This is a genomic window from Kocuria palustris, from assembly GCF_016907795.1.
Classification (GTDB): domain Bacteria; phylum Actinomycetota; class Actinomycetes; order Actinomycetales; family Micrococcaceae; genus Kocuria; species Kocuria palustris.
This window is the reverse complement of sequence record NZ_JAFBCR010000001.1, coordinates 2050823-2069575: the sequence shown is the minus strand read 5'-3', so window position 1 is coordinate 2069575 and position 18753 is coordinate 2050823. Positions and strand designations below refer to the sequence as shown.

15 protein-coding genes and 1 tRNA gene are annotated in these 18753 nt (G+C 70.1%); 8 read left to right on the top strand and 8 right to left on the bottom strand.

Annotation, left to right across the window (positions count from 1 at the left end; translation table 11 throughout):
- Window positions 1-5: 5 nt before the first annotated feature.
- The 3 genes from JOE55_RS09230 to JOE55_RS09220 all read right to left on the bottom strand — a co-directional run bounded on the left by JOE55_RS09230 (window position 6) and on the right by JOE55_RS09220 (window position 4992).
- Window positions 6-94: transfer RNA gene (locus tag JOE55_RS09230), tRNA-Ser, on the bottom strand.
- A gap of 163 nt (window positions 95-257) precedes the next feature.
- Window positions 258-2426: a RecQ family ATP-dependent DNA helicase gene (locus JOE55_RS09225; protein WP_204782713.1), complete on the bottom strand. Its 2169-nt coding sequence runs from the start codon at window positions 2424-2426 to the stop codon at window positions 258-260.
- A 439-nt stretch (window positions 2427-2865) separates the two neighbouring features.
- Window positions 2866-4992: an acyltransferase family protein gene (locus JOE55_RS09220; RefSeq protein ID WP_204782712.1), complete on the bottom strand. Its 2127-nt coding sequence runs from the start codon at window positions 4990-4992 to the stop codon at window positions 2866-2868.
- A 92-nt stretch (window positions 4993-5084) separates the two neighbouring features.
- Here JOE55_RS09220 and JOE55_RS09215 point away from each other — a divergent pair, with 92 nt between their 5' ends.
- On the top strand, window positions 5085-6566 hold the full coding sequence (locus JOE55_RS09215; RefSeq protein ID WP_204782711.1) for a peptide MFS transporter: 1482 nt from the start codon (window positions 5085-5087) through the stop codon (window positions 6564-6566).
- A 69-nt stretch (window positions 6567-6635) separates the two neighbouring features.
- Here JOE55_RS09215 and JOE55_RS13160 read toward each other — a convergent pair whose 3' ends face one another.
- A complete protein-coding gene (locus JOE55_RS13160) occupies window positions 6636-7718 on the bottom strand; it encodes a DUF805 domain-containing protein (RefSeq protein ID WP_239546578.1) in 1083 nt (360 codons plus the stop codon).
- Window positions 7719-7822: 104 nt separating this feature from the next.
- Window positions 7823-8842, bottom strand: coding sequence for an AsnC family transcriptional regulator (locus JOE55_RS09200; protein ID WP_204782709.1), 1020 nt, complete (start codon window positions 8840-8842; stop codon window positions 7823-7825).
- A gap of 140 nt (window positions 8843-8982) precedes the next feature.
- Between JOE55_RS09200 and JOE55_RS09195 the strand changes: the two genes are divergently transcribed.
- The 3 genes from JOE55_RS09195 to JOE55_RS09185 all read left to right on the top strand — a co-directional run bounded on the left by JOE55_RS09195 (window position 8983) and on the right by JOE55_RS09185 (window position 11829).
- Window positions 8983-9741 (top strand): DUF5058 family protein, encoded by a 759-nt coding sequence (locus tag JOE55_RS09195; protein WP_204782708.1) that lies wholly within the window; start codon window positions 8983-8985, stop codon window positions 9739-9741.
- 89 nt (window positions 9742-9830) lie between these two features.
- Window positions 9831-10574, top strand: coding sequence for a hypothetical protein (locus tag JOE55_RS09190; RefSeq protein ID WP_204782707.1), 744 nt, complete (start codon window positions 9831-9833; stop codon window positions 10572-10574).
- A 31-nt stretch (window positions 10575-10605) separates the two neighbouring features.
- Window positions 10606-11829 carry an amidohydrolase gene (locus JOE55_RS09185; RefSeq protein ID WP_204782706.1) on the top strand — a complete coding sequence of 408 codons (1224 nt, stop codon included), beginning with the start codon at window positions 10606-10608 and terminating at the stop codon, window positions 11827-11829.
- Window positions 11830-11887: 58 nt separating this feature from the next.
- On the opposite strand, the gene JOE55_RS09180 is transcribed toward JOE55_RS09185, so the two are convergent.
- Window positions 11888-13141 (bottom strand): MFS transporter, encoded by a 1254-nt coding sequence (locus tag JOE55_RS09180; RefSeq protein WP_204782705.1) that lies wholly within the window; start codon window positions 13139-13141, stop codon window positions 11888-11890.
- 234 nt (window positions 13142-13375) lie between these two features.
- Window positions 13376-14281, bottom strand: a complete 906-nt coding sequence (locus JOE55_RS09175) for a LysR family transcriptional regulator (RefSeq protein ID WP_204782704.1) — start codon at window positions 14279-14281, stop codon at window positions 13376-13378.
- Window positions 14282-14373: 92 nt separating this feature from the next.
- Between JOE55_RS09175 and JOE55_RS09170 the strand changes: the two genes are divergently transcribed.
- The 4 genes from JOE55_RS09170 to JOE55_RS09155 all read left to right on the top strand — a co-directional run bounded on the left by JOE55_RS09170 (window position 14374) and on the right by JOE55_RS09155 (window position 16767).
- Complete coding sequence (locus JOE55_RS09170) at window positions 14374-15417, top strand: YeiH family protein (RefSeq protein WP_239546574.1); 1044 nt, start codon at window positions 14374-14376, stop codon at window positions 15415-15417.
- A gap of 122 nt (window positions 15418-15539) precedes the next feature.
- Complete coding sequence (locus tag JOE55_RS09165) at window positions 15540-16049, top strand: TetR/AcrR family transcriptional regulator (protein ID WP_204782703.1); 510 nt, start codon at window positions 15540-15542, stop codon at window positions 16047-16049.
- Entirely contained in the window at window positions 16046-16441 is a 396-nt protein-coding gene (locus JOE55_RS09160; RefSeq protein WP_204782702.1) for a DMT family transporter, read from the top strand. Before JOE55_RS09165 ends, JOE55_RS09160 begins: the two co-directional genes overlap by 4 nt.
- 2 nt (window positions 16442-16443) lie before the next feature.
- Complete coding sequence (locus JOE55_RS09155; protein ID WP_029643401.1) at window positions 16444-16767, top strand: DMT family transporter; 324 nt, start codon at window positions 16444-16446, stop codon at window positions 16765-16767.
- An 87-nt stretch (window positions 16768-16854) separates the two neighbouring features.
- Here the strand turns inward: JOE55_RS09155 and JOE55_RS09150 are convergent, their stop codons facing one another.
- The gene (locus tag JOE55_RS09150) at window positions 16855-18330 is read right to left on the bottom strand and encodes a YfcC family protein (RefSeq protein WP_204782701.1); all 1476 of its coding nucleotides are present in this window, start codon (window positions 18328-18330) and stop codon (window positions 16855-16857) included.
- Between the last annotated feature and the right edge of the window lie 423 nt (window positions 18331-18753).

Genomic DNA, 18753 nt, shown 5'->3' with positions numbered 1-18753 from the left:
AGCTGCGGAGACGGGGGGATTTGAACCCCCGATCCAGGTTTCCCCGGATCCTTCATTAGCAGTGAAGTCCATTCGGCCGCTCTGGCACGTCTCCATGCTGTCGTGGCAGAGGGTGCACGGCGGCACTCTCCTGATCAAACAGCGAACGACACTCTAATGGCCCCTACGGGCAGGGTCAAAGCGCATGCTCTGACCCTGTCGACGTGCGGCCGCCGACCAGCGCGGAAGCCCTGCCCCCGATGAGGAACGGCGCCGGCTCAGCCGCGCGAGGCCAGCACGAACGGCAGGACGGGCCCGGAGCCGGCTCGGCGCAGCGCACGGGCGGCCACGGTCAGGGTCCATCGGCTGTCCACGAGATCGTCGATCAGCAGCACGGGTTGGCCCTGCAGCTGGTCGAGCCCCTGCTGGATCTGCGGCGTGACGATGAAGCGCTCCCACACAGCCGCCAGCCGATACGCCCCGTTGCCCCCTGAGCCCTGCCGCGGATGCCCCTCCGCCAGCCCGAGCTGCCCGAGCAGCGGCATCCGCCCGGCCTGGGACAGACCTTGGGCGAGCGAGGAGACCAGCTGCGGCCGCGACAGCGACGGCATGGCCACGATGCCGGCCGGACGGCGCTGCCAGTCCCAGGCGGCCAGGACTTCGATCGCCGCCTTGCCCAGGGCGGGATCGACCTGCTGATCGACGGGGCAGCCTTCGGCGTCGTCGTGGAAGATCTCCCGCAGCCGGTTGCCCCAGCCCAGATCGGTCAGGCGCGCGACCGCACGGCCGTTCTCCGCCCGTTCCTCCTCCGGGATCCGGCCCTTGACCTGCACGCCGAGCCGGTCCATGCCGGTGGGCCACTGCGCCCGCGGCTCGATCAGCACCCCGACCTTCTGCAGCGAGGACGTGGCCGCCTGCGAGGCCTCTCCGCTGACGTGATCCGAGTACCAGGGCCCCGCGCAGTTGTCGCACCGTCCGCAGGGCTCCGCGTGGGGGTCGTCGAGCTGCTCGATCAGCATCTGCATGCGGCACCTGGAGCTGTTCTGGTAGTCGAGCATGGCGTTCTGCTCGTCCACCCGGGCTCGGCGGATGCGGTCGTAGCGCTCGGAGTCGTAGTGCCAGGGCTGACCGGTGACCTGCCAGCCGCCCTGCACCTGCTCGACCGCCCCGTCCACGGCCAGGACCTTCAGCAGCAGGGTCAGCGGGGTGCGCTTGATGTCCACGCGCGCCTCCAGCGCCCCCGGCCCCAGCGGCCCGCCGTGCTGCTCGAGCGCGGTGAGCACAGCACCGGCCTTGGCCTCGGTGGGCATGGAGGCCGTGGCGAAGTACTCCCAGATCTCCCGGTCCTCGCTGCCGGGCAGCAGCAGGACATCCGCGCTGTCCGTGGCACGACCGGCACGACCGACCTGCTGGTAGTACGCGACCGGGGACGACGGCGCCCCCAGGTGGATCACGAAGCCCAGATCCGGCTTGTCGAAGCCCATGCCCAGCGCCGAGGTGGCCACGAGCGCCTTGACCCGGTTGTCCTTGAGCTCCTGCTCGAGCTGCTCGCGCTCCGAGGGGTCCGTTCGCCCGGTGTAGGAGCGGACGTCGTGCCCGGCGTCCCGCAGCGCCTGGGTGGTGTCCTCCGCCGCCCCGATCGTCAGGGCGTAGATGATCCCAGAGCCCTGCATCTGCCCCAGGTGCTCGATCAGCCAGGCCAGGCGCACGGTGTTCGACGGCATCCGCAGCACCCCCAGGCGCAGGGAATCGCGGGCCAGCGGGCCCCGCAGCGTCAGCACGGGCTCGCGCTGCGCGTCCACGATCCCCACGCCGAGCTGCTCCTCGACATCGTGCACGACGCGCTCATTGGCCGTGGCGGTGGTGGCCAGCACGGGCACGGTGCTGGGCAGCTGGGCGATCAGGTCACGGATCCGGCGGTAGTCCGGGCGGAAGTCATGGCCCCAGTCCGAGATGCAGTGGGCCTCATCCACCACGAGCAGCCCCATGCGCCGCACGAGATCCGGCAGCTGCTCCTGCCGGAAGCGCGCGTTGTTGAGCCGCTCCGGTGACACGAGCAGGACGTCGATCTCATCCCGGCCCAGCTGCTCGAGGATCTGTCCCCACTCGGTGGCATTGGCGGAGCTGATGGAGGCGGCGCGCACGCCGGCCCGCTCGGCGGCGGCGACCTGGTCGCGCATGAGCGCCAGCAGCGGCGAGACGATCAGCGTGGGGCCTGCCCCGCGGGCGCGCAGCAGCAGGGACGCGATGAAGTAGACGGCGGACTTGCCCCAGCCCGTGCGCTGCACGACCAGAGCCCGACGGGAATCCGCCACCAGCGCGGAGATGGCCTGGAACTGGCCCGGGTGGAAGACGGCATCCGGGCGGCCGGTCAGCGCGCGCAGCAGCTCGAGGGCCTCCGACTCGAGTCCGGAGACGTCATCAGCTGGGCGGAGTTGCTGAGTCATGCCGGAAGTCTCCCGTGCGGCTCCGACAGCACAAGGAGCACAACGTCGCGCTGATGGGCAGGAGAAGGTCCGGGCATGAAAGCGGGCCGGGTCCGGCCCCCCGACCGAACCCGGCCCAGAGCCCGACCGCAGAGACCACTCGGGCTGCTGCAGCTGAGCTCAACCGGCGCGCCGCACCCCCCGATGCTGCGCGCCGACGGACCCGATGGCGGGTTCTCGCGGCGGAGCCGGAGATCCTGCACTGTCGGATCACCCCATACATGGTCCTCTGCACGGGGCCATCCGTGAAATGAGCAGTGAAGCAACCTGACTTCTCATGAATCTTCAATTCATGACGACCAGCCTCTGACCTGGGGGCGGAACTCGCCGCATGATCAGCACCACTCGATTCAGGTGGGCGCAAGTGCGGACAGCTGCGGCCCAACACGTGCAAGCGCAGTCACCAGCCCAGTGCGTCCACGAGCCTCTGCTCGAGCATCGGCGCCGTGGTCCGTCCGAACATGGCCGTGACGTGGTCGAGGTCGCGATAGATCATCACGTTGCCGACCGTGGGGCCGCAGTGCCCGTCGGGGCAGTAGAGATCGGTGAGGTCTACGAGCGGCACCTCGGGATTCTCGTCCGCCCACTGGTCCTCGATCGCCTGGCCGCCCAGCGCCTCGTCCACCGGGTCGCCGCACAGGTGGGAGTCCTCGCCGTAGAGATCGACGCACTCGAACATGTCGCGGCCCCAGCGCGGGTTGTCGCGCACGCTCACGACCGGGATGCCCGCTTCCTGGAAGCCGGCCACGCCCTCGCTCCACTGCGGCACCACGATCTCGCGCTGGTCCTGATCGGGCATCTGGGACCGGGTGCCCTGGGCGATCACGGCATCCGGGTCGAGCTCCAGGACAGCCGCCTCGGCTGCGCGGTTGAAGTCATTGCACTCGGGCGGCAGGGCGTCGTCGTGCCCGGTGTAGCGGCAGCCCGCGTAGACGAAGGTGACCAGGCGCCAGTCGCGGTTCTCGGCCGCGATCTTCAGGGGCTCGGAGAGCTGCTTGGCGTGCGAGTCGCCCAGCAGCACGACGGTGCGCTGCTCCTCTCGCCCATCCCCGGCAGCAGGGTCGTAGACGTAGCACTCGGCGGAGTCATCGAAGCCCTCCGGCTTGGACTCGCAGACCTCACCGCCAGGATCGCCCCACTCGTCGTCGACCTCGGACCACAGGGGCACGGGCCTCAGGTCCGGGGCCTCGGGCGCCCCATCTATGGCAGCGGCCGCACCCGGGTAGTTCTCCGGAGTGACCTCGTAGGAGGCCTGCAGCTCGGACTGCGAGATCGTCCACGCCTGCGCCGCGCTGACCGGCACCGTCACCGCCGCGACGATCGCAGCCAGACGCACGAGCTCCTTGCGTGTGGAGGCTCGGGCGCGGGCCCGCTGCGGGGAGCTGAGCAGCACGACGGCCCTCTCCGTGCCCAGGGTCAGCACGACCGATGCTGCGAAGATCAGCAGGCCGGCGCCCAGCGAGGCCGTCTGCGCGCCCGAGAGCAGCAGCCAGGTGATCATCAGCGGCCAGTGCCAGAGATAGATGCCGTAGGAGCGATCGCCCAGCCAGGTCAGAGCGGACCAGGACAGGGGGACGTGGACTCCACGACGCCCGCCGCCGTCCCGCGAGATCAGCAGCGCGACAGCGCCGAGAGTGGGCATCAGCGCCGCCCAGCCAGGGAAGAGGCCGCTGCCGCCGACCACGAAGCCCGTCAGGACCACGGCCGCGAATCCGCCCCAGCCCAGCACCAGCGAGACCCGTCGCGAAAGCCGCGAGGTGAAGATCAGCGCGGCCAGCGAGCCCAGCGCGAACTCCCACAGCCGCAGCCCGGTGTGGAAGTACGCAGGGCCGGGCTCCATCGGGGTGACGATCACGGAGGCCGTCAGCGAGGCCGCCAGCACGAGGCCGAAAACCCCGATCGCGACCGGGCGGAAGCGACGACCCGTCGCCTTGGACAGCCCCAGCGCCACGGCGATCACCAGCGGCCACAGCACGAAGACCTGCCCCTGCACGGCCAGCGACCACATGTGCTGCACCGGGCTCGAGGCGACCCCGCCGCCAGCGTAGTAATCGACGGAGGCCGCGGCCAGGACCCAGTTCAGCGAGTAGGTGGCCGCGCCGAAGAGCTGCGTCCAGAGGGAATCCCAGCGCGAGGCCGGGTAGAAGGCCAGGATCGCGACCAGCACCGCCAGCAGCGCGATCGCCACGGGGATCAGCAGCCGCACGAACGTGCGCGACCAGTAGCGCACCAGCGCCAGAGGCCTGCCCTCCTCGGCCTTGCGCGCGAAGGACATCGTCAGCAGATACGCCGAGACCACGAAGAAGACGTCGACGCCGCCGGAGACGCCGAAGCCCCACAAGTGGAAGGCCACCACGAGGACGACGGCGAGTCCGCGCAGCCCCTGGATCTCGGGGCGACGAGGCGATGAGGAGGCAGCGGGTCCGGCCGAGGAGACCGGGGCGAGGACTGGCGCAGCGATGGGGATCTCCCAGGGCGTTGTCGAGTGCAGTATCGAGAACGAGTTTACACAAGCGAATACATGCACGGAACAGCAGTTCAGTGTGGTGTTCGCGACACGGTACGCGACCGACCCCAGAGATGCTCGATCGGGAATGCCATGAGGTGCACAGTGCAGGGATGTCCCCCACCACACCTCTACCAGATTCCAGCTCCTCGACCGCTGAGGCGCAGGCGGACCGCGGATTCTTCGGCCATCCCCGACTGCTCGCGCCTCTGTTCTCGGTCGAGCTGTGGGAGCGCTTCTCCTTCTACGGCATGCAGGGCATCGTCCTGCTCTACATGTACTGGCAGGTGGCCGACGGCGGGCTGGGCATCGACTCGGCCGTGGCCACCGGCATCGTGGGCGCCTACGGCGGCACCGTCTACCTGTGCGCCATCCTGGGCGGCTGGGTGGCCGATCACCTGACCGGCTCCGAGCGGGCGATGTTCCTCAGCGGCATCCTCATCATGGCCGGGCACATCTCGCTGGCGCTGATCCCTGCCGTCTGGGGCCTCGGCATCGGCCTGGGGCTCATCGCGATCGGCTCGGGCGGGCTCAAGGCGAACATCACCAACCTGGTGGGCTCGCTCTACACGCGAGAGGACACCCGCCGCGACGGCGGGTTCTCGATCTTCTACATGTCCGTGAACATCGGCGGCCTGCTCGGGCCCCTGCTCACCGGCTGGGCCCAGCGGGAATGGGGCTTCCACCTCGCCTTCGGCCTGGCCGCCGCCGGCATGGCGCTGGGCCTGGGCATCTACGCCTGGAACCGCCGCAGCATGCCGTCGTCGGTCCACGTCGTGCCGGATCCGCTGCCGCGCTCGGCCTACCCCAAGTGGATCGCCATCGCGATCGCAGCCGTCGCGGTGGTCGTGATCGCCGTCGCCAGCGGGCTGCTCACCGCCGCCAATCTGGCCGGAACGATCGTGGCCGTGTGCGTGGTCGCGGCCGTCGCGCTGTTCGCGATCATGCTGACCAGCTCCAAGCTCACCGCGGACGAGCACTCCCGGGTGATCGCCTTCATCCCGCTGTTCATCGGCACGGCGGCGTTCTTCGCGCTGTTCCAGCAGCAGTTCACCGTCATCACGGTCTATGCCGACACGCGACTGGATCTCGACGTGTTCGGCTGGCAGGTCCCGATCCCCTGGGTCCAGTCCTTCAACCCGGCGTTCATCATCCTGCTGGCTCCAGTCTTCGCCTACCTGTGGACCACCTTGGGCAAGCGCCAGCCGGTGACCGCCACCAAGTTCGGCGTGGGGCTGATCCTCATGGGCTCGGCGTTCCTGATCTTCCTCACCCAGGTCTCGGTGGCGGCCGTGTCCGTGTGGTGGATCGCACTGATCATGCTGGTGGCCACCATGGGCGAGCTGATGGTCTCGCCGGTGGGGCTGTCGCTGTCGACCAAGCTCTCGCCGGAGGCCATGCCGGTGCTGATGATCTCCCTGTACTACCTGGCCGTCGCCCTAGGCACCGCGCTGTCCGGCTCGCTGGCCGGGTTCTACAGCGCCGATTCCGAAGCCGTGTACTTCGGCACCCTGGGCGCGATCACGATCGGCATCGGCGTGATCACCCTGGCACTGTCCCGCACGATCACCCGGGGCATGCGCGGCATCCGCTGACGCATCACGCACGACGACGGCGGGGCCAGTGCATCGCGCACCGGCCCCGCCGTCGTCGCGATCCAGACCTCAGGCGAAGCCGGCCCGGATCCTCCGGCGCTCCTCCTGCTCGCGCCCGCGCTGCGCGACCTCCCGGTCGAAGCGCGCCCCCTCCGGAGTCGAGGGCATCACTGCGCAGATGAGCAAGAAGATGAAGCCGGCGATGGGGATCAGTCCGGCGAGCAGCCACAGCCCACTGCGGTTCACGTCGTGCAGGCGACGCACGCACAGCGCCAGCCACGGGATCACATGAATCAGGCTGATCAGCCCCCCGACGGCCAGGAACCCGCGCCCGAAGCCGTTGAGCGACGCAGGGTCCTGGTGCCGCAGCCGCACCAGCTCGCCGCCGCCGAGGGCCCACAGCAGAATCGTGGCCGCGGCCGAGGCGAGCATGCCCCACAGCACGATCCACCAGAACTCGCCGGGCGAGGCCCGCCCGGAGATCCGGCCGAACCGCCTGTAGAAGTTCCGGATCGCGCGGACAGGGCCCACGGACTCCGGGGGCTGGGTCCCGACGCTGCGGGGATCGGACCTGCTCACGGAGCTCCTCCTCGATGCACGGAAGTCTTGAGGACCCCACGCAACCATCGACTCCGGAGCAGCGCCACCGCACGAGGCAGCAGCAGTCCCGATCGTGACGGGATCGTGATGGCCTCGTGAGGCGATCACGGCAGCGGAACCGGAGCGCTCAGCCCCCGATGTTGAACTGCCAGGAGATGCCGAGCGATCGGTCACGGCGCCGTAGATCGCACCCCAGATCTGCTTGCCCAGCGGCATGGTCACGGTGCCGCCGTCGGCGAGGGCGTCGAAGATCGCGGTGAGGCGCTGCTCATCGGAGTCCTCGCCCATCAGCGCCAGGGTGACGTCGTTGCCCTTCACGAACTCGCCCGGGGCCATGCCCTCGACGAAGTCGGAGACGTAGAGGCGGTTCAGGTCGTCGATCTCCAGGGCGCCGTGCATGATCTTGTCGGCGTGCTCGCTGTCGGCCAGGACGGCGCCGAAGTCGGCGAAGGTCGCGAGCTCGGGCGTGCCGCCCAGGACCTCGCCGTAGAACTCGAAGGCCTCGCGGGCGTTGCCGGGGAAGTTGAGGTAGGGGCGCAGGGCTGCGGTCATGGGAGTCCTCCTGGACGACGGGGCCGACGACAGCCGTCGATCCGCTCGCCGGAAGGTTGCCATGCCATCTGCCGACCCGGTGCTCGACGCGCGGCGCGCACAGCTCAGCCCCAGGCAGGCCCCGGCAGCACGACCTGCCCCGTGGAGCGGCCGTCGACATCCAGGACCCGCCCGACCCGCTTGGGGATCTCCGTGATGACCACGGACTCCAGCACCTCGAGGCCCGGGATGCGGGCGGCGATCCGCTGCTCGACCGTCATGATGTCGGCCGGCGAGCGCAGCCACATCATGAAGCTGAAGTTCGCCGGCCCGGTCAGCGACGTGCACAGGCGCAGCGAGCTCATGCTCCGCAGCACGGCTGCTGCGTCCTCGTGCTCGGCGGCGGGCAGCCTGCAGAACCACTCGCACACAACGGGGAAGCCGACGGCGCGATGCGAGGTCTCGCAGCGGATCGTCACGGCTCCGCTGTCCAGGACCTGGCGCAGCTGACGTCGGACCGTGGGCGGATTCAGCCCCGTGGCCGCAGCGATCTGAGCGGCGCTGGCCCGGCCGTCGCGGGCGAGCTCGCGCAGGATCGCCGCGAAATGGGAGGGCGCGCGGCCCGTGTAGGGGCTGCGCTGCCCGGCGGCCTCGCGCAGCCGTCGCTGCTGGTGGGCATCGAGCACGCCCAGCCGCCACTCGGCGGCGATGTGATGCAGCCGCGTGCAGAACGAGGACTCGTAGCGCTGCAGCCCCGGCACCTGATCGAGCTGCGGGTAGACGTGCTCGGTGAGCCACACCAGCGACGGCGTGATCACGGTCAGCATCATGTCCCGACCGCGATGGCAGCGCTCGATGCTGAAGACATCGGGGATCTCCTTCAGCGCCTGGACGGCGGCCGGGCGCTGAGCCGGGTCGCACACGACGTCGTGGAAGGACAGGGTCATGCCGCCGGGGCGCCCCACCGGGTGCCCGCCGATCCAGGCGAGGCCCTCGCGCTCCAGCCGCCCCCAGCGCGAGGCCAGGGCGGCGGGGCTGCGCTCGAGCACCTCCCCCAGGGCTGCCCAGCTCAGCCGGGGTGCGATCTGCAGCGCTTCGATCAGCTGCTGATCGAACTCGTCCAGAATCTCCTCCGAGGTGATCACTCTGCCGATTCTGCACGATCCGATGATCAGTTTCGGCACATTCAGCGTCATGTAATACGAGTCACATCAAAATGATCCTGCTCCCGACGAGCACCGATCCCCGCTGTCCCCGGGGCAGCGCATCACCTCCGGAGGCCCTCATGCCCATGATCTCCCAGGACGACAGCTCCACCGACGTCCTCGCCCTCGCCAACTCCCCACTGCTGTGGCTGTGCGCCCTCGGCGTCTTCCTGGTGATCATCGTCCAGTCGGTGATCTACATGAAGGCCGCGCGCAAGGCCGCCGATGCCGCGGGCATCACCCAGGAGGAGCTGACCGTCTCCTTCCGCACCGGCGCCATCGGCGCGATCGGCCCGTCGCTGGCCGTGGCCATGGTGGCCGTCGCCCTGCTCGCCCTGTTCGGCACGCCCGCCACGCTCGTGCGCATCGGCCTGATCGGCTCAGTGTCCTTCGAGACCGGAGCGGCGAACATCGCCGCGACCTCGGCCGGAGCCCACCTGGGCGGTGCGGACTACACGCAGCAGGTCTACGCGATCGTCTTCTTCGCCATGTCCATGGGCGGTGCCATGTGGATGCTCGCCACGCTGATCTTCACCCCGCTGCTCAAGCGCGGCGAGGCCCGCCTGGCCAAGGTCAATCCCGCCATCATGACCGTGATCCCGGCCGCTGCCCTGCTGGCCGCCTTCATCTCGCTCGGCATGGCCGAGGTCCCCAAGTCCTCGGTGCACATTATCGCGCTGCTGTCCTCCGCCGCCGCCATGGGCCTGATGCTCGCCCTGTCCTCGGCGCTGAAGAAGACCTGGATCCGCGAGTGGGGCCTGGGCATCGCGATCATCGTGGGCCTCGTGGCCGCCTACCTGGCGGTCTCCGCCGGCATGGGTCCGCCGCCCGCGGCCTGAGACCCCCACGCTCTCTCCACCATCTGACCTTCCGGAGCGCTCGGCGATCTGCCCGACGCCCCTCCGGACCTGCACGAGAGGAGACCACCATGTCGGTCTCAGCACAGAGCACCCTGACCCCTGAGCAGTCCGCCGCCGGCATGGCGGAGTTCGATCGCACCACGTCCCGCTGGGGCCGGATCACCATGATCTGCGGCCTGATCCTGTCCCTGGCCGGCCCGTTCTACCTGGTCTTCTTCGCCGACCTCGGCGTGACCGTCACGCAGCTGTCCACCGCCTTCCTGGCCGTGGCCGCCACGTTCTTCATCATCTGGATCATCGAGCCGCTGACCTACTTCCCGATCCTGGGCTCGGCCTCCATGTACCAGGCGTTCATGATCGGCAACATCTCCAACAAGCTTCTGCCGGCTGCGCTCATGGCGCAGTCGCGCATCGGCGCCAAGCCGGGAACCCACCGCGGCAGCCTGTCGGCCCTCATGGCGATCTGCGGCGCCGCCGCCGTGCACCTGGCCTCGCTGCTGGTGTTCGTGGGCATCCTGGGCACGTGGCTGATCAGCATCATCCCGGTCGAGGTCATCGGCGTGATCCGCCTCTACGTCTTTCCGGCCGTGATCGGGGCGGTCATCGTCCAGTCCATCTACTCCATGCGCCAGCTGCGCCCCACCCTCATCGCCTTCGCGGTCGTGCTCGTGGTGCAGTTCGTCGTCATCCCGCTCGTCCCGGCGCTGGCCCTGGCCGGCACCGCGATCTCCGTGATCGCCACGATCATCATCGGATGGTTCCTGCGCGTGCGCCCGGGCTCCGCGATCATCGTGGACGACGAGCAGTCCTGAGACCTTCCGCACAGCACCGAGAGGACATGACATGACCAGCACCTGGACCCTGAGCGACGACCAGCGCACCGAGATGCACGATCTCTACCGCCACCTGCACGCCCATCCCGAGCTGTCCATGCAGGAGCACCGCACGGCGGAGCTGATCGAGGCGGCCCTGTCCGAGCTCGAGATCGAGAGCTTCCGCTGCGGCGGGACCGGCGTGGTCGGCATCCTGCGCAATGGCGACGGCCCCGTGATCGGCTTCCGCGCCGACACCGACGGCCTGCCCATCCAGGAGGACACCGGCGCCGAGTACGCCTCCACGGACACCGGAGCCCTCGAGGACGGCACCGAGGTCCCGGTGATGCACGGCTGCGGCCACGACACCCACATCACCGCGCTGCTGACCGCGGCGCGGGCGCTCGTGCGCATGCGCGAGCAGTGGAGCGGGACCGTCGTGCTGATCTTCCAGCCCGGGGAGGAGACCGCCGCCGGGTCGCGGGCCATGGTCGACGACGGCCTGTGGGACCGCGCCCCCAAGCCCGAGGTGATCTACGGCCAGCACGTGATGCCGGGGATCTCGGGCACGGTGCGCCTGACGGCCGGGCCCGTGATGAGCTACGCCGATTCCTGGCGGGTGACGCTGCACGGACGCCAGTCCCACGGCTCGCAGCCGGAGAACTCGGTGGATCCGATCGTGCTGGGCGCGCACATCGTGACCCGCCTGCAGACGGTGGTCTCGCGCGAGATCTCCGCCCTGCAGTCGGCCGTCGTCACGGTGGGCACCTTCCACGCCGGGCTGAAGGAGAACATCATCCCGGCCACGGCGGAGTTCACGCTGAACATCCGCTCCCTGGACGACAAGGTCCGCGAGCCCGTGCTGGCCGCGGTGCGTCGGATCATCTCGGCGGAGGCCGCGGCCTCCGGGGCGCCCGAGCCGGAGATCGAGGAGCTCTACCGCTTCCCGCGCAACCTCAACGACGTCGACGAGACCGAGGCGCTGCGCGAGCACATGGTGGAGGCCCTGGGCGAGGACAAGATGATCACCGGCAAGCCGTTCATGGGCTCCGAGGACTTCGGCACGCTCGCCGAGTCGATCGGGGTGCCGTCGGTGTTCTGGTTCTTCGGCGGCTTCACCGAGGAGCAGATGGCCGCCGACGACGTCCCGGTCAACCACTCGCCGCAGTTCCTGCCGGTCATGGAGCCCACGCTGAGCACCGGGTACGCCGCGGCGATGACGGCAGTGCTCTCCAAGCTCTCCACGAGCTCCTGACCCCAGCCCCCGCCGAGTGGATTCCCAGTTGCGCTGTTCGCCCTGTCAGCGCAACTGACTATCCACTCGGCGGGGTTGTTCGGGGGCGCGGGTACATCAGCTGCATCACCACGACGACCCCCACGGGCATCAGCAGGAGGCCCGCCAAACCGCTGAAGCCGACCCCGCTGAGGATCACCCCAGCGCTCGCCCCGCCCAGGGCGCCCATCAGATTCATGACCATGTCCGAGGTGCCCTGGATCCGCGAGCGCGTCTCGGGCGTCCCGGCGCTGCTGATCTGCACGGAGCCTGCCACCGTGGAGGCCGACCAGCCGAGGCCCAGCAGGATCAGGCTGGCGATCACCGCGCCTGAGGACTCCGAGCCGAGCAGCGACAGGATCATCGCACCCACCAGCAGGGCCTGGCCCAGCAGCACCGTGGCGCGTGCTCCGATTCGGTCCGCCAGGATCCCGAAGACCGGCGAGAAGGCGTACATCCCGGCGATGTGCAGGCTGAAGGTCAGGCCGATGAGGCTCAGGGCCGACCCGTGATCCCGCAGGTGGACGGGCGTCATGGACATCAGCGAGACCATGACCGCGTGGCTCAGCGCCACCGTGAAGATGGCCTTCCAGGGCCTGCCTGGGGCCGCCGCAGCTCGGCTCTCGCGCGGCGACTGAGGGCCCGATCCGGCGAGGTCCCGTGCCGCGAGCAGTGGATCGGGGCGCAGCCCCACTAGGTACACGATTGTCGCCAGCAGCTGCGCCGTCGCCGTGAACGCGAACGCTCCGGTCAGCGGCGGCATTCCCACGGCCTCGCCCACGACCTCACCGGGGCTGAGCAGGTTGGGTCCGGTGACGGCCCCGATCGTGGTCGACCAGACCACCAGAGAGAGATCCCGTCCCCGGCTGCGCGGATCGGCCAGGTCCGTGGCGGCGAAGCGCGACTGGAGGTTCACCGCCTGGGCCGCACCCAGCATCAGGATGCCCACCAGCAGGAGCAGCACCGAGCCCAGGGCGGCTGCCGTCACCGCGACGACCGCTCCCGAGGCGGCCGTGACGACTCCCCCGCTCAGGGAGATCCGGCGCCCGCGGGCCTGAGCGAGGCCTGCCAGGGGAAGTGCGAATAGGGCCGCGCCCAGGGTGCTCATGGTGGCCGCCATCCCCGACCACGCCGACGATCCGGCGAGATCGGTGATCAGCAGCGCCCCCAGGCTCAGCGTGGCGCCGGTGCCGAGCCCGGCGAGGACCTGCCCCAGCACGAGCACCAGCAGGATGCGGCGCTGAGCCCTCGACTCGGCTGTCTGCCCGGCGGCCGGATCCTGTGCTGCTGCCATCGCGAGTCCTCCTGACCGTCTTCGGCTGCGGGGTCCGCCGGCCGTCTCCATCCGCTGCATCGCCCGGTAACAGTCCGCGGTGCCGCAGGGCACCATCGTGCCCCGATCCCCCGCTCAGCAGGGCTCTGCGAGCAAATTCGACGGCCGCCGTCGAGCAGATCCTCCACCCCATCGGAACGGACGATCCCAGGTGCCGACGAAGGCCATGACGCACGGGATCGTGCCGCTCCAGCATCAGGAGGTGGACAGGGTGCGCATCGACAGGAAGGCACGGGCTGCCGCGCTCGGACGCCGCCCCGACCAGATGGCGCTCAGCGGACGGGGGATCGCGAGGCCCTCGACCGGCACCCGCACCAGCCGGCCCGCTCGCAGGTCCTCCGCCACGGCGATCGAGCTGAGGGCGCCCGGAGCCGTGCCGGCCATCGTCGCGCCGCGCACGCCCAGGGTCGTCGGCGAGACCACGGCAGGTTCGGCCGTGAGCGGATGACCCGCCCGCAGCAGCGCCTCCTCGAGCGCCCTGCGCGTTCCGCTGCCCGGTTCACGGAGCACGAGCGGCGTCCAGGCGAGCTCGTCAGCGCCCACGGCGGGCCGACGTGCCCACGGATGCGCGGCGTCGACCACGACCTCCACCGTGTCCGAGCCGATCTGCTCGCGACCCAGATCCTGCGGCAGATCGGGCGTCTCGATGAACCCGAGGTCCGCGGCTCCCTCGCGCACGGACTCGACGACGGCGCTGCTGTTGGCCGCGCGCAGCTGCACGAGAGGGCCCTCCTGGCCTCGCTGCGCGCGCCAGCGGGCCACCCACGGAGGAAGCAGATGCTCGGCGATGGTCAGGCTGGCCGCGATGCGCAGGGTGTCCGCTCGAGATTCGCGCAGGGACCGAGTGGCAGCCGCGAACTCGTCGGCTGCCGCCAGCAGAGGGGCGGCCCATCCCACCAGCAGCTCGCCCGACGGGGTGAGATGGGATCCCCTGGGCGAGCGCACCAGCAGGGCGAGGCCCAGCCGCCTCTCCAGGGCGCGGATCCGCAGGGACAGCGCCTGCTGGCTGACGTCCTGCTGCGCGGCTGCGGCCGAGATGCTTCCGTGCTGCGCGGCCAGCGTGAGGGCGCGCAGGGATTCCAGATCGGGCTCCTCCGCCATGCACCCTCCTCGGCTCGAGGCACAACGATAGCTTGTGGCCCGGCCCGCAGATGCCTCTACTGCCGATCACCCGGGGTCGCGACGATGGAGGGATGACCCCGCACCGGACCACCGCAGCACCGGCGCCCACCGGCGCCGTGCACGCGCTGGCACCCGGCATCCTGCTGTGCCTTGCCGCCGCCGGGCTGTCGCTCGGACTCGCAGCACTGATGCCGGGGCTTCCCGCTCTGCTGTGCGCCATCGTGCTGGGGATGAGCGCAGCCAACCTGGGTCTGCTCCCCGCTTCGGCCGCCACGGGCATCGCCTTCAGCTCTCACCACCTGCTGCGCGCGGGCATCGTGCTGCTGGGCCTGCAGCTGGTCCTGGGCGACATCCTGGCTCTGGGGGCGCCGCTGCTGGTCGTCGTGCTCGCCGTCGTCGTGGGCGGGATCGCCGGAACGCTGACCCTGGGGCGTGTGCTCGGCGTGCCGGGGCATCTGAGCCTGCTGGTGGCCTGCGGCTTCTCGATCTGCGGCGCCGCCGCGGTGGCCGGGGCCTCTGGGGCGACCGATCCCGACGGCGAGCGCGAGCAGGACACCGTCACCGCGATCGCCCTGGTGGTGCTGTTCGGAACGCTCATGATCGGCATCGTGCCCGTGCTCAGCTCCGCCCTGGGGCTGGAGCCGGAGACGACCGGGCAGTGGGCTGGTGCCTCGATCCACGAGATCGCGCAGGTGGTGGCCGTCGGAGGGATCGTCGGCGGCGGGGCCCTGAGCGCGGCCGTCGTGGTCAAGCTCGCCCGCGTGCTCCTGCTCGCCCCGGTCGTCGCGATCCTGAGCCTGCAGCGCCGCCGAGCCCTGAAGGCCGAGGATGCCGACGTGTCGCCCGGGGCGCTGCCGCCCGTCGTGCCCTTGTTCGTCGTCGGCTTCCTGGCCATGGTGCTTCTGCGCTCGCTGCTGTCCCTCCCGGAGTCCGTGCTGGCCGGCGCCCAGCTGCTGCAGACCCTTCTGCTGGCCGCGGCGATGTTCGGCCTGGGCTGCGGGGTCCGCTTCCGGGCGCTGGCCGCCGTGGGCGTCCGTCCGTTCGCACTGGCGGCTCTGTCCACCTTGCTGGTCGCCGGCATCGCCGCAGCGGGGATCGCCCTCGCCACCCCCTGACCCCACCCCGCCGAGTGGATACCCAGTTGCGCTCAGAGGCGGAACAGCGCAAGCAGCTATCCACTCGGCAGGGCGAGGGAGGCGGAATCGCTACATACCATACTTATGGTATGGCTTGAAGCATGACGACGAAGCCCCAGATCCTCGACGCCGCTCTCGACGTCCTGCGCGATGGCCGCTCCCTGACGATCGACGCCGTCGCACAGGGGGCGAAGCTGACCAAGCCCGGCGTCGTGCACCACTTCCCCACCAAGGAGGCGCTGGCCTTCGCGGTGCTGGAGCACGTGCTCGCCCGCTGGGAGACCGAGCTGTCGGAGCGGGCCGGCGCTGGCGCGAGTCCCGAGCAGCGGCTGCGCGCCTACGCGGAGCTCACGCTGCTCGGCGAGATGGACACCGCCGATCTCGCGCTGTTCGCCGACCCCCGACTGCGCGAGAAGCTCTCCGTGCGCTGGGGCGAGCGGATGGATGCCTGGTTCGGCTCGCTGAGCCACCCGCGCGCGGCCGCTGTGCGCTACCTCGCCGACGGCGCCTGGATCGACCGCTGCCTGGGGATCCTCCCGCAGGATCACGACCAGCGCGCGGCCGTGCTCGACGTCGCCCTGTCCCTGCTCGAGAAGGAGGCCGACTCATGAGGAAATGGCTCTTCCTGACCCTGGCGATCCTGGTGGAGGTGACCGCCACGCTGTCCCTGAAGGCGGCGCTCGAGGCGCCCGCGCTCTACGCCGTGGTGGTGATCGGTTACGCGAGCGCCTTCCTGTGCCTGTTCCAAGCCCTGCGCGAGGGCTTGAGCCTCGGCGTGGGCTACGGCATCTGGGCCGCCTGCGGCGTGGCCCTGACAGCGTTCCTGTCCGCCGCGATCTTCGACGAGCCCCTCACCCTGCCCATGGGCATCGGCATCGCCGCCGTGATGGGCGGCGTGCTGCTGGTCGAGCTCGGCTCCCAGGAGGCGCACGAGACCTCGTCGAGGGCCCCGCTGGACCTCCTGTCCCCTGACGATCAGCAGAAGGCGGCGACGACCCCGTGACCATGCTCGCGCTCGCATCCCTCGTCCTGGCGATCCTCTTCGAGGTCAGCGCCACGCTCTGCCTGCGCATGGCCGCCGGCGGCTCCCGACTGTGGTGGCTGGCGATCGGCCTCGGCTACGTCCTGGCCTTCTCCATGCTCTCGCTGACCCTCGCCGAGGGCACGCCGCTGGGCGTGGCCTACGGCGTGTGGGCCGCAGCCGGCGTGGCCCTCACCGCGATCCTCAGCCGCGTCCTGTTCAAGGAGCCGCTCACCCGGGTCATGAGCCTGGGGATCGCCCTGATCATCGGCGGCGTGCTGCTCATCGAACTCGGCGCCGCGCACTGAGGCCCTCTCCCGCCGAGTGGATACCCAGTTGCGCTATTGCGCCCGACAGCGCAACTGGGTATCCACTCGGCGGGAGAGGGATGGGGATCAGCTCCAGCCGGTGACCTGGGCGAAGATCAGGAAGCCGATCGAGATCAGCACCCAGACCCCCAGCAGCGGGGCATAGAAGCGCACCCACCGGTTCCACGGGATGCGCCCGACCACCAGCGCCGCCATGAAGTACCCGGAGGTCGGGTACAGCACGTTCGTCATGCCGTCGCCGGTCTGATACGCCAGCACCGCCGACTGGCGCGAGACGCCCAGGATGTCCGACAGCGGCGCCAGCACGGGCAGAGTCACGAGCGCCTGCCCGGAGCCGGACGGGACGATCAGGTTGAACACCGCCTGCATCAGGAACATCCCGACGACGAACAGCACGGGCGGCAGGAAGCCCACGGACTCCCCCAGCCCGTAGACGATCGTGTCCAGGATGTGCCCGTCCTCGAGGACGATGGCCACGCCGCGGGCCACACCGACGATGAGCGCGCCGGCGAGCACATCGCGCATGCCCTGGTCGAACCCCTCGGCCATCTCGCGGGTCTTCAGCCCCGCGACCAGCCCGACGACGATCGCGGTGAGGATGAACATGCCCGCGAACTCGGGGAAGAACCAGCCCTGGGTGAGGATCCCCCACACCAGCAGCCCGGCCAGCACGAGCAGGGCGACGGCCGCCGCGCGCTGGCGCCCGGTGAAGCGCGGGGTGGACTCCAGGTCCAGGCGATCGCGGTCGCGGATGGTGGTGTCCGCATGACCGTGCAGCACCGAGCGCGTGGGGTCGGCGGCCACGCGGCGGGCGTACCACATCACGTAGGCGATGCCCGTGGCCAGGTAGAAGACGTAGAGCACGATGCGCAGCCCGATGCCCGAGAAGGGCTCCAGCCCGGCGATCTGCTGGCCCAGCCCGGTGTTGATCGGGTTGAGGAAACCTGCGGCGAAGCCCGCGCCCGTGCCCAGCAGCGCGATCCCGGCGGCCACCACTCGGTCGTAGCCCAGGCTGAGGATCAGCGGCATGATCGCCGGGATGTAGACCAGCGAGAGCTCGGGCACGCCGATGAAGCTGGCGATCAGCGAGAAGACCGTCATCAGCACGGGGATCACCACGATCCCCCGCCCGGAGAAGGCCCGCGCCACGGCGGCCAGGGCGACGTCGACCAGCCCCGTGCGGCGGATGACCTCGAACATGCCGCCGATCGTGAAGACGAAGAACACGATGGCCCCGGCATCCACCAGACCCCGCGGGATGGCGGTGAGCAGCTGCATAGCGGTGACCGGCGACTGCTCGATGAACGAGAAGCTGTCCGGATCCACGACCTCCTGGCCGCCCGGTCCCGCCATCCGCTCGTACTGCCCTGCCGGGACGATCCAGCTGGCGACGGCGGCCAGCAGAGCGAAGACGATCAGGATGACGTAGACGTGCGGGAAGCGATCCCGCGGGGCGGTGGGATCGACCACAGGGGGCGTCGGCTCGGCGGAGGACGCGTCGCGCGAGACGGGTGGCTCTTCGGAGGATGCGGACGTGGACATGGGGGCTCCCTCGCGGGTCGGGCAGGTTCGTCGCACGCCAGCTGGCAGCGGAGGCGCGCCTGCTTTCGAACCTATGCACCCCGTCGCGGGCACCCCAAGAACGAAGACTCGGGCCGTAACCGGCCTCGCCGACGTGTCACCAACCCGCCGCCCCGGACTCCCGGCGACGAGCCTCCAGTCCCTGGGCGGCCTTCCGAACACGACGAGAAGCACCCCGAACCGAAGAGGGTTCGGGGTGCTTCCGATGCGCTGAGACATCACAGAGTGGGCCCTGTGGGGATCGAACCCACGACCCATGGATTACTGGGTCCGGACGCCACTGGTAGACCGCGCAGTCATCCTCACCTGGTTGTGGCTTGGCGCCGTTGGCATCTCCCCCACGGTTGAGGTTCGCCCCCAGCTTGCTGCGGCAAGCCTCAGCCT